General features: G+C 60.7%; 7 protein-coding genes. 6 read left to right on the forward strand and 1 reads right to left on the reverse strand.

Going from position 1 to position 10,996, the window contains the following annotated elements; all coding sequences use genetic code 11:
- The first annotated feature begins 28 nt into the window (after positions 1–28).
- Genes glgC through ACXAC3_RS20425 form a run of 5 tightly spaced genes read left to right on the forward strand, consistent with a single transcriptional unit; the run spans position 29 to position 8,444 of the window.
- Positions 29–1,288, forward strand: a complete 1,260-nt coding sequence (gene glgC / locus ACXAC3_RS20405; RefSeq protein WP_475164274.1) for a glucose-1-phosphate adenylyltransferase — start codon at positions 29–31, stop codon at positions 1,286–1,288.
- 1 nt (position 1,289) lies between these two features.
- Positions 1,290–2,726, forward strand: coding sequence for a glycogen synthase GlgA (gene glgA, locus ACXAC3_RS20410; RefSeq protein ID WP_475164276.1), 1,437 nt, complete (start codon positions 1,290–1,292; stop codon positions 2,724–2,726).
- Complete coding sequence (gene glgX, locus ACXAC3_RS20415; protein ID WP_475164279.1) at positions 2,723–4,813, forward strand: glycogen debranching protein GlgX; 2,091 nt, start codon at positions 2,723–2,725, stop codon at positions 4,811–4,813. Before glgA ends, glgX begins: the two co-directional genes overlap by 4 nt.
- A gap of 8 nt (positions 4,814–4,821) precedes the next feature.
- On the forward strand, positions 4,822–6,825 hold the full coding sequence (malQ, locus tag ACXAC3_RS20420; protein WP_475164281.1) for a 4-alpha-glucanotransferase: 2,004 nt from the start codon (positions 4,822–4,824) through the stop codon (positions 6,823–6,825).
- Positions 6,813–8,444: an alpha-D-glucose phosphate-specific phosphoglucomutase gene (locus ACXAC3_RS20425; protein WP_475164283.1), complete on the forward strand. Its 1,632-nt coding sequence runs from the start codon at positions 6,813–6,815 to the stop codon at positions 8,442–8,444. Before malQ ends, ACXAC3_RS20425 begins: the two co-directional genes overlap by 13 nt.
- A gap of 67 nt (positions 8,445–8,511) precedes the next feature.
- On the opposite strand, the gene ACXAC3_RS20430 is transcribed toward ACXAC3_RS20425, so the two are convergent.
- Positions 8,512–9,546, reverse strand: a complete 1,035-nt coding sequence (locus ACXAC3_RS20430) for a LacI family DNA-binding transcriptional regulator (RefSeq protein WP_475164285.1) — start codon at positions 9,544–9,546, stop codon at positions 8,512–8,514.
- A gap of 177 nt (positions 9,547–9,723) precedes the next feature.
- On the opposite strand from ACXAC3_RS20430, the gene ACXAC3_RS20435 reads away from it, so the two are divergent.
- On the forward strand, positions 9,724–10,992 hold the full coding sequence (locus tag ACXAC3_RS20435; RefSeq protein WP_475164287.1) for an ABC transporter substrate-binding protein: 1,269 nt from the start codon (positions 9,724–9,726) through the stop codon (positions 10,990–10,992).
- The last annotated feature ends 4 nt before the right edge of the window (positions 10,993–10,996 follow it).

Consider the following 10,996-nt stretch of genomic DNA (forward strand, 5'->3'; position numbering starts at 1 on the left):
TTGAAAGGCTTCATTGGGAGGGGACATTATGGAACGAGACCGTTACCGACTGGCACAGCAAACGATGGCTTACGTCCTTGCTGGTGGCCGAGGAAGTCGCCTCAAGGAAATGACGGATGTACGGGCCAAGCCGGCCGTGTATTTCGGCGGCAAGACCCGGATCATAGATTTCGCTTTGTCCAACGCAGTGAATTCGGGCATCCGGCGGATCGGCGTCGCCACGCAATACAAGGCGCACAGCCTGATCCGGCACCTGCAACGGGGCTGGAGTTTCTTTCGCGCCGAGCGCAATGAATCGCTGGATATCCTGCCCGCGTCGCAGCAGCTCGACGAAGAGAACTGGTACAAGGGCACCGCCGACGCGGTGACCCAGAACATCAACATCCTGCGCGGCTACGGTCCGAAATACATTCTCGTCCTGGCCGGTGATCATGTCTACAAGCAGGACTATTCCCACATGATCGAACAGCATGTCCGGTCCGGGGCCAAGGTAACGGTTGGATGTGTCGAGGTGCCCCGGGAAGAGGCCAAGGGGTTTGGCGTGATGGCCGTGGACGAAACTGACAAGATCCTGGATTTCGTGGAAAAGCCCGCCGATCCGCCGGCAATGCCTGGCAATCCCGATCAGTCGCTGGCCAGCATGGGAATCTATGTTTTCGAAGCCGAATACCTCTACAGCATCCTCGAAAAAGACGCCTTGAACGCGGAGTCCAGCCACGATTTCGGCAAGGACATAATCCCGGACATCGTGGCCGAAGGCGGCGCGATGGCGCATCCCTTCAGCCGCTCCTGCGTCATGTCGGGTCTGGAGGACGAGCCATACTGGCGCGACGTCGGAACGATTGACGCCTATTGGCAGGCGAATATCGACCTGACCGATTTCAAACCCGGGCTCGACATCTATGCCACCGACTGGCCGATCTGGACCTATTCCGAACTGACCCCGCCGGCCAAGTTCATCCACAACGAGGAAGGCCGGCGCGGACAGGCGGTGTCGTCAATGGTGTCCGGTGCCTGCATCGTCTCCGGCTCGTCGCTCTATCGGTGCTTGTTGTTCACCGGCGTTAAAACACATTCCTTTTCGCAGCTTGAAGGCGCGGTCGCGCTGCCTTACTGCGAGGTCGGGCGTCGCGCCTACCTGAAAAACGTTGTCATCGACCGTGGCGTCAAGATACCACCCGGGCTCATTGTCGGCGAAGATCCCGAACTGGACGCCAAACGGTTCCGGCGTACCGAAGGCGGCATTTGCCTGATCACACAGGCCATGATCGATCGATTGGAAATGTGACATGAAGATACTGATGGTTGCGTCGGAATGCGCACCATTCATCAAGACCGGCGGACTTGCGGATGTTGTTGGCGCGCTGCCAACGGTTTTGGCTGAACACGGGGTGGAATGCCGCACGTTGTTACCGGCCTACCCTTCATTGCAGCCGCTGCTGTCCAAGGGGCGTCAGATCGCCAGTTTTGACAATCTGCCGGGCGGATACGGGCAGGTGGTGCATGTAAAGGCCGAAGGGCTTGATCTGTTACTGCTGGATGCCCCGCAGCTATTTGACCGCCCCGGTGGACCCTATTCAGGACCGGACGGGGCGGATTGGTCCGACAATCACCAGCGCTTTGGCGCGCTTGCCCAAGCCGCGGCGCGGATCGCGGTGAACGGGTCGGGCGATTGGGTCCCGGATATCGTTCACGCGCATGACTGGCAGGCGGCCCTGGTTCCGGTCTATCTGAAACAGGCTGGCCACAAGGTACCGAAATCGGTCCTGACGATTCACAACATTGCCTTTCAGGGCCTATTCTCGCCCCACGTCATGGGCGATTTGGGATTACGAGGGGACTGGTATCATCCTGATGGGCTGGAATATCACGGCGCGCTGGGATTTCTAAAGGGCGGTCTCATGTTCGCCGACCGGATCACGACCGTCAGCCCAACCTACGCCAGCGAGATCCTGACCTCGGAATATGGCATGGGGCTGGAAGGCGTCCTGCAGGCGCGATCTGCTGTCTTGTCCGGCATCCTGAACGGCATAGACACCGGCGTCTGGGACCCGGCCAGCGACCCTGCACTGGCGCGCACCTATAATGCCCGCAGTCTGGCGCGCAAATCTGAGAACCGCGCAGAGATTGCGGCCCGACTTGGTCTGGCCAGCGACAGTTCCGGCCCCTTGTTTTGCGTGATCAGCCGCCTGACCCGGCAAAAGGGGCTGGACGCGCTGGCCGGCGCGATCCCGCACTTCGTCAAGCGCGGCGGCCAACTGGCGGTTCTGGGCACCGGCGAGACCGACCTGCAAGGCGCCTTTGCGGGCGCCGCCAAGGAATACCCTGGTCAGGTTGGCGCCCTGATCGACTATGACGAAGGGTTCGCCCATCTTTTACAGGGCGGCAGCGACGCCATCCTGATCCCGTCGCGGTTCGAGCCGTGCGGCCTGACACAGCTTTATGGCCTGCGTTACGGCACCCTGCCCGTGGTTGCCCGCACCGGCGGGTTGGCCGATACCGTGATTGACGCAAATGCTGCCGCGATGGATATGGAATGTGCCACGGGATTTGTGTTTGATCGGGTGACTGCCGACGGCATCACCGCGGCGCTTGACCGGGTGTTCGACGCCTATGCCGACACTAAGACCTGGCAGACGATGCAACGCGCGGCGATGCGGCAGCCCGTCGGGTGGGACCGGTCTGCATCCGCCTATGCGCACCTGTATAATGAGCTGTGCGCATGAAGGATATGGGCCGTAAGGACATGGCGATCAGGCAGGGAAACCCGGCGCGCTTGGGCGCGCATTTCGATGGCGAGGGCGCAAATTTCGCCCTGTTCTCCGAACATGCATCCCGCGTTAATCTGTGCCTTTTTTCCGATGACGGGCAGACCGAATTGGAGCGGCTGCCGCTGCCGGAAAGAAACGGCGCGGTCTGGCACGGCTATGTTCCCGGCCTGAAACCCGGGGCCTTGTACGGATATCGGGTCGACGGCCCCTTTGCGCCGGAGCGGGGACATCGGTTCAACGCGAACAAACTGCTGCTCGACCCCTATACCCGAGAGTTCTTTGGCGGCTTCACCCATCATCGCGATGCACTGGGATACCTGCCCGACTCCCCTTATGGCGACCTGTCATTCAACGAGGCCGACAGTGCGCCCCATGTTCCGAAATCCGTGGTTTCGCACCCCGACAGCTTTGTGCCTGACGCGGTTACGCTGGGCCGCGGCTGGGACGGAACATTCATCTATGAAACCCACCTGAAGGGCCTGACCAGACAACACCCCGACATTCCGGAGCATTTGCGCGGCACCTATGACGGGCTGGCATCGCAACCCGTTCTCGATCACCTGAACCACCTTGGTGTCACGGCAGTTGAGATCATGCCGGTCCAGGCATTCACCTCCGAGGGTGCCCTGAACGCGCGTTCGCTGAAAAACTACTGGGGCTACAACTCCATCGGTTTCTTTGCCCCCGACCCGCGATACTTCGGGCCGTCGGGTGTGTTTGGCTTCCGGGCAATGGTCGACCGGTTTCACGAAGCAGGTATCGAAGTCATTCTGGACGTCGTCTACAACCACACCGCTGAAGGTGATCATCTGGGTCCGACCCTGAGCTTCAGGGGCATCGACAATGCCTCATACTATCTGCTGCTCGACGGTCAGCCCCGCTATTATGTGAATGACACCGGCACGGGAAACACTCTGAAGGTCAGCCATCCTTTCGTGCTGCGACTGGTGATGGACAGCCTGCGATTCTGGGTACAGGCAATGGGTGTGGACGGGTTCCGTTTCGACCTTGCGACCACGTTGGCGCGCGAAGTGCACGGGTTCGAGGCCAACGGAGGGTTTCTGGATGCCCTGCGACAGGACCCTGTTCTGGCAGGCGTGAAGCTGATCGCAGAGCCCTGGGATATCGGACCGGGTGGTTACCAACTGGGTCGTTTTCCGCCGGAATTTGTCGAATGGAACGACCGTTTTCGCGACACCGTGCGAAAGTTCTGGCGCGGCGACGGGCATTCGGCACAGGATATGGGCTCGGCCCTGCTGGGTTCGGCGGACCTGTTCGACACAAAGGGGCGTCAGGCATGGTCATCCGTAAACTTTGCGGCGTCGCATGACGGATTCACATTGGCCGACACGACACGTTACCTGCACCGCCACAACATGGCCAACGGCGAAGACAACCGGGACGGTCACCACAGCAATTACAGCGATAATTTCGGCGTCGAGGGCGACAGCGACGATCCCCAGATCATCGCCGCACGCCGCCAGCGGGTTCGGAACATGCTTGCGACGGTCATGCTGTCACAGGGCACCCCGATGCTGTTGGCCGGTGACGAGGGCGGCAATTCGCAAAACGGCAACAACAATGCCTATTGTCAGGACAACCCGACAAGCTGGATTGACTGGCAGGCAATGGATCAGGATCTGGTCGACTTTACTGCGGCGCTGTCACGGTTCCGCGCCGGCCATCCGGCGCTGCGGCAGAACCGCTTTCTGCACGGGGCTGAACGGGCGGACGGCAAACCGGACGTCGAATGGCGGGCGATGGACGGGTCGGCGCTGAACTGGCGCGACCCGAGCTTGTCCAGCCTGTGCCTGATCCTGCGCGGATGTGCCGAAAGCGCAGCGGGGGACGCTTTGTCGGACGTGGTCCTTCTGGCGTTCAACCGTGAAGCTCAGGCGCTGGACCTCACGCTGCCGTCAGCGGGCGACAGGCAATGGCAGCAGGAGATCGACACCTCGTCGGACTTGCAGCAAACCCGCCCGATCACGACGCCGACGACCAGGATTGCGGCCAATTCGGTCGCGGCCTTTGTTCTGGCCTAGCGCCCGCCATGACATTGACTTCGGACGATAAGCTCAGGCTCCTCGCGCAGGAGTGGGGCATTCACCTGGAATATGACGGCTGGAGCGGGCATCGTCAGGTCAGTGAGCCGCCGACGCTGCGGGCGCTGCTGACCGCATTGGGCATCCCGACCGACACCGACGCCGCGATCACAGACGCGCTGCACGCGCGACAAGCGTTCGTCACGGCCAGACACCTGCCCGGTGAACTGGTGGCGCAGGCAAGCGCACCGGTGGACATCGCGGTTCCGGATTCCTGTGAATGGCATGTCCTCGACACGGATGACAACGAGGTGCAGGCAGGGCGCAGCGACGCCCGGATTACCGTTCAGGCGTTGCCGGTCGGGTACTTCACACTGCTGGTCAAAAGCGCGGACTGGGCCGAGGAGGTCTTTATCCTCAGCCGCCCTGCGGCGGCACCGGACATCGCCACGCTGGCCGGAACCCAATCAGCCTGGGGGGTGTCGGGCGCGCTTTATGCTTTGCGGTCATCCTTGAATGGCGGGCTGGGAAACTATTCCGATCTTGCTTCTGCTATGGCGGCGTTGGGCCGCGCCGGGGCGCAGTATTTCGGGGTCAACCCGATTCACGCACTGGGCTGGGCAGCCGATGACACGATCAGTCCCTATTCGCCCTGCCATCGCGGTTTCCTGAATATCGACCACATCGCCACCAAAGAAGGACTTGGCCCGTCACCCGAATGTGCATTGGTGGATTATCCGGCATTCCGCGCGCGTCATCGCCGGGCCCTTGAGGCGGAATTTGCGGGATTCGAGCAAAACGCGACCTCATCCAACACCAGTTCTTTTCGGTCTTTCTGCGAAAGAGAAGGGGCGGAGCTTGCTCACTTTGCACGCTTCGAGACCACCAGCGAACACTATGGCAGCGACTTCCAGGATTGGCCCGACCACCTAAGAGAGCCCAACGGACCCGGGTCCGATCCGCGCGATGTGTTTCATAAGTGGCTGCAATGGCGGGCGGACACGCAGATCGAGTCCGCCCAGAAAACCGCACACGAAAACGGCATGGCCTTTGGGCTCTATCTCGACCTTGCGGTCGGTGCGCGGCCGGGCGGCGCCGAGGTCTGGATGCATCAGGACATCGTTGCCGAAGGCGTATCGATCGGCGCCCCGCCGGATCATCTGAGCCCCGGCGGACAGTCCTGGACCCTCGCCGCCTATGCGCCCAACAAGCTCAGCCGCAACCGGTATCAGCCGATCCGGGCACTGCTGGGGAAACTGATGGCGCGGGCGGGCATTGTCCGGATCGACCACGTGCTTGGCCTCATGCGCAGCTTCTGGGTGCCGGATGACGGCAGCCCCGGTGGGTATGTGACCCAACCCTTCGACTCACTTCTTGCCGTGGTAGCCATCGAGGCGTGGCGCAATCGCTGCCTTGTCGTGGGCGAGGATCTGGGCCTCGTCCCGTCGGGTTTTCGCGAGCGGCTCAACAACTCGGGCCTCTACAGCTATGCCGTATGGCAATACGAGGCAGAGTCCGACGGGTCCTTGCGGCCCGCGCAGCACATGCGGCCGTTCAGCATGACGTGTTTCGGCACCCATGACACACCAACGATCAAAGGTTTCTGGCGTGGTCGGGACATCGAATGTTGGCGCGAGCTTGGCTGGTTGTCTGTCGACAGAGCCAAAGCAAGCCATGGCAACCGCGCGCAGCAGCGCAACAGCCTGCGCACACATTGCAACATACCCCCCGACGCGACCCAAAACGACATTCGCAACGCAATCCAAACGGGCCTTGCGCAAAGCCCCGCCGCCCTGGCGACGGTGCAACTGGATGATGTGTTCGGCTGCGAAGATTCGCAGAACCTGCCGGGCACCGTGGACGAACACCCGAATTGGCGGCGACGGCTGCCTGTGGCCGTTGATGACTTTGCCACCTCACCCGCTATTGTGGAAACATGCGCGCTGATGGCGACAGCGCGGGGAGCCCCTTTGCCTGAGATCAGCAAGGAACCAGACACATGCCTCACGTGACTCATTCATGCACGCCTTTCCCGGGGCAAAAACCGGGCACCTCCGGCCTGAGAAAGAAGACACGGGTCTTTATGGAGCCAGGTTATCTGGAAACCTTCGTTCAGTCGGTTTTCAACGCCATTGGCGGGGCGTCGGGCAAAACCTTCGTTGTGGGCGGCGATGGGCGGTTCTTCAATGCCGAGGCGATCCAGACCATCTTGCGCATGGCCGCCGCCAACGGCGCGTCGCATGTGATCGTCGGCCGGGGCGGGCTGCTGTCGACACCGGCGGCATCGAACCTCATTCGTCAGCGAGGTGCGGATGGCGGGCTCATCCTGTCGGCAAGCCACAACCCCGGTGGAATCGATGCCGATTTCGGGCTGAAATACAACACGTCCAATGGTGGTCCCGCCCCCGAAGGACTGACGGAAAAGCTGTACGCCGAAACTCAGCGAATTGTCGAATACCAGACGCTTGATACCAGGGATATCGATCTGGAACAGATCGGAACATCCAATCTGAATGGCATGGTTGTCGAAATTGTCGATCCGGTGGCGGACTACGCCGACCTGATGCGACAACTGTTTGATTTCGACCGGATCAGAGCGCTGCTTTCCGGTGGATTTTCCCTGCGCTTTGACGCGATGCACGCAGTGACCGGACCTTATGCGAAAGCGATCCTTGAGGATGAACTGGGCGCCCCCGCAGGGTCGGTGATCAACGCAGCACCCTCTGTCGATTTCGGCAAGGGGCATCCCGATCCGAACCCGATCTGGGCAAAACCGCTGGTGGATCTGGTGATGTCGCCGGACGGCCCCGATTTTGCCGCCGCCTCGGATGGGGACGGCGACCGCAACATGATCCTCGGGCGGGGCATCTACGTGACACCTTCCGACAGCCTGGCGGTTCTTGCGGCCAATGCCCACCTTGCACCGGGGTATGATCGGGGTCTCGCCGGAGTGGCGCGATCCATGCCCACAAGCACAGCCGTGGACCGTGTCGCCGAAGCGCTGAGCATCGAATGTTTCGAAACGCCCACCGGGTGGAAGTTTTTCGGCAATCTTCTCGACGCAGGGCGCATAACGCTGTGCGGTGAGGAAAGCGCCGGGACCGGCTCGGATCACGTACGCGAGAAAGACGGCCTTTGGGCGGTGCTGCTGTGGCTGAACATTCTGGCAGCGCGCAAGACTTCCGTTCTTGAGATTTTGCAGGATCACTGGCGGACCTACGGGCGCAACTACTATTCCCGGCACGATTATGAGGCGGTGGAGAGCGCGAAGGCGGCGCAGATGATGGACGAACTGACAGCGCGGTTGCCCGATCTTTCGGGCGCTGTCGTGGGCGGGTATGTCGTCGCTTCGGCAGACCAGTTTTCCTACCACGATCCGGTGGATGGATCGGTCAGCAGCAACCAGGGCGTCCGCCTGCAATTCGAAGACGGAAGTCGCGGCGTGCTGCGCCTGTCTGGCACCGGAACCGACAATGCAACGATCCGCGTTTATCTTGAGCGCTACGCGCCCAAAGACGGCGCACTGGACGTCGAAACGCAATCGGCGTTGCAGGGCGTCGCAGAGGCAATCGCGGAAATATCGAAGCTCCGCGAAATCTGTGAGAGGCCGTCTCCGGACGTTATGACCTGAATCGGCCTGCCGGCTGAACACACCAGAGTTTGGTACCGCCAGCTACACGCCCAACTCTCGGATGTCTTCAGAAAAGGGTCTGACGCCGCGGCGCTGACGAGGTTCCAACTATGAACTCCGACTCCACGAGGTGTTGCTCGTGTTCTGCGTCCGGCGTTCGAATCCTGCGGATCAGAGTTTCGGCGGCAAGATTGCCGGCCTCGCGCACCGAAGACCGCGTTGCGGTGAAAAATGGCGGGTTTCCGTCGTTAGCCATATAGTAAAGATCGTCGTCATGGGTCACCACAGAGACATCGACTCCAATCTTCAGGCCGGCGGCATCGATCGCGCGGCGCACACCCCAGGCAATAATAACCGAAGAGGTCAGAAAGGCTGTCGGCGGGTCAGAAAGGCTGAGCATTTTCGACGCTGCGCTGAACCCGTACCCTTCCGTCATCTCGTCACTTGTATGCAGGTCCGGGTCGACGGCAAAGCCGTTGAGACGCAGGACTTCTTCATACCCCGCGCGCCGGCTTGAGGCGAAACTCAGCACTTCGCGCCCGTTGATCAGACCAATGCGCTGATGCCCGAATTCGACAAGATGCTCCGTTGCGCGCCGAAAACACTTGCGGTTTTCTATATCCACCCAGCTGTAGGGTTGCGAAACTTCGGACACCCGACCGTGGACCACAAACGGAAGACCGATATCGCTGAGCAGCGCAATCCGGGAATCGTTGGCGACAGGCCAGTGCACGATGACACCGTCAACGGTTCCCCGCGTTTTCAGGGCGCGGAAAACATCGCCCAGAAAATCGTCTTCGACCAGCGACAGGTTCATGTCGAAACCTTCGCGCGCGTAGACTTCATTCGCGCCCACCAGAAAATCGCCGAATACAGGATTCAGCGTTTCGCGTTTGTTCGAGATGGACACGATATGGCCAATTGCGTTGGCGCGACCGGTGGCCAGACCGATGGCGCGGGCGTTGGGTTTGTAGTTATAACGCGCCGCCGCCGCAAGGACGCGTTCCCGGGTCGAAGAACCGACTTCGGGGTAACCGTTCAGCGCCCGGCTGACGGTTGCTTGCGATAGATTCAGTCGCTTCGCCAGGTCTTTTAAGTTCATATTCCTTTAGCCACCACGCTCGGACCCGACGGATCCGGGTCATGTGTATCAATTTCAGTTGCAACGGAGTTTGACAGAATCGTCTGCATCCGTCACGTTTGAAACAATGAAAGCGCTTTAAATGGCCTGTCACGGCACAAAAACGACAGTCCGTGCGATCATGCTAGGGAGGAAAAAATGAGAAGACTGTTGGGTTGCAGCGTTGCTGCAATGGCATTAACGGCGTCTGGCGCAGTTGCGGAACAGGTAACGGTCTTCGGCCCGTGGCTGGGGCCTGATCAGGAAAATGTCGAGGCCGTTCTCAGCGCCTTTGCAGAAGCATCCGGTCACGATGTCCGCTATGTGGGTTCGGACAGCCTGGAGCAACAAATTCTTGTCGATGCCGAGGCCGGATCGGCGCCAAATGTCACTGTATTCCCGCAACCGGGTCTGGCCGCTGATATGGCAAGCCGCGGATTCCTTACGCCGCTGGCCGAAGGCACCGGTGACTGGATTCGTGACAATTACGCGGCGGGTCAGTCCTGGGTCGATCTGGGCACCTATGCGGATGCCGACGGCAATGATCAGCTCTATGGCTTTTTCTACAAGGTCGATGTGAAATCCCTGGTCTGGTACCTGCCCGAGAACTTCGAAGACGCCGGGTACGAAGTGCCAGAGACCATGGAAGAGCTGAAGGCGCTGACTGACCAGATTGTAGCCGATGGCGAAACGCCATGGTGCATCGGTCTGGGTTCGGGCGGCGCCACCGGTTGGCCGGCAACCGACTGGGTCGAAGATATGCTGCTGCGCACGCAGACACCTGACGTTTATGATGGCTGGGTGGACAATTCGATCCCGTTTGACGACCCGAGGATCATCGCCGCCATTGAAGAATTCGGTGCATTCGCCCGCAATGACGACTACGTGGCCGGCGGGGCCGGCGTTGTAGCTTCGACCGACTTCCGCGACAGTCCCAAGGGCCTGTTCGACAGCCCACCGCAGTGCTACATGCATCGCCAGGCGTCTTTCATCCCGTCGTTCTTCCCTGAAGGGACAATTGTCGGCGAGGACGCGGATTTCTTCTATTTCCCGGCCTATGCGGACAAGGACCTCGGAAAACCGGTTCTGGGGGCGGGTACGTTGTGGGCGATCACCAGCGAAAATCAGGCCGCGCATGATCTGATCAAGTTCCTGCAGGAGCCCGAGGCGCATGAAATCTGGATGGCCCGCAAAGGGTTCCTGACGCCGCACAAAGGCGTCAACCCGGACGCCTTCAGCGATCCAACGCTGCGCAAGATGAACGATATCCTGCTGGGCGCGACCACCTTCCGCTTTGACGGCTCGGACCTGATGCCCGGCGGCGTTGGCGGCGGAACGTTCTGGACAGGCATGGTCGACTATGCCGGTGGCGAAGACGCCACGGCGGTCGCGCGTGAAATCCAGTCCAGCTGGGACGCGCTGAAATAAAATT

The organism is Ruegeria sp. ABV4_181 (genome assembly GCF_056158465.1).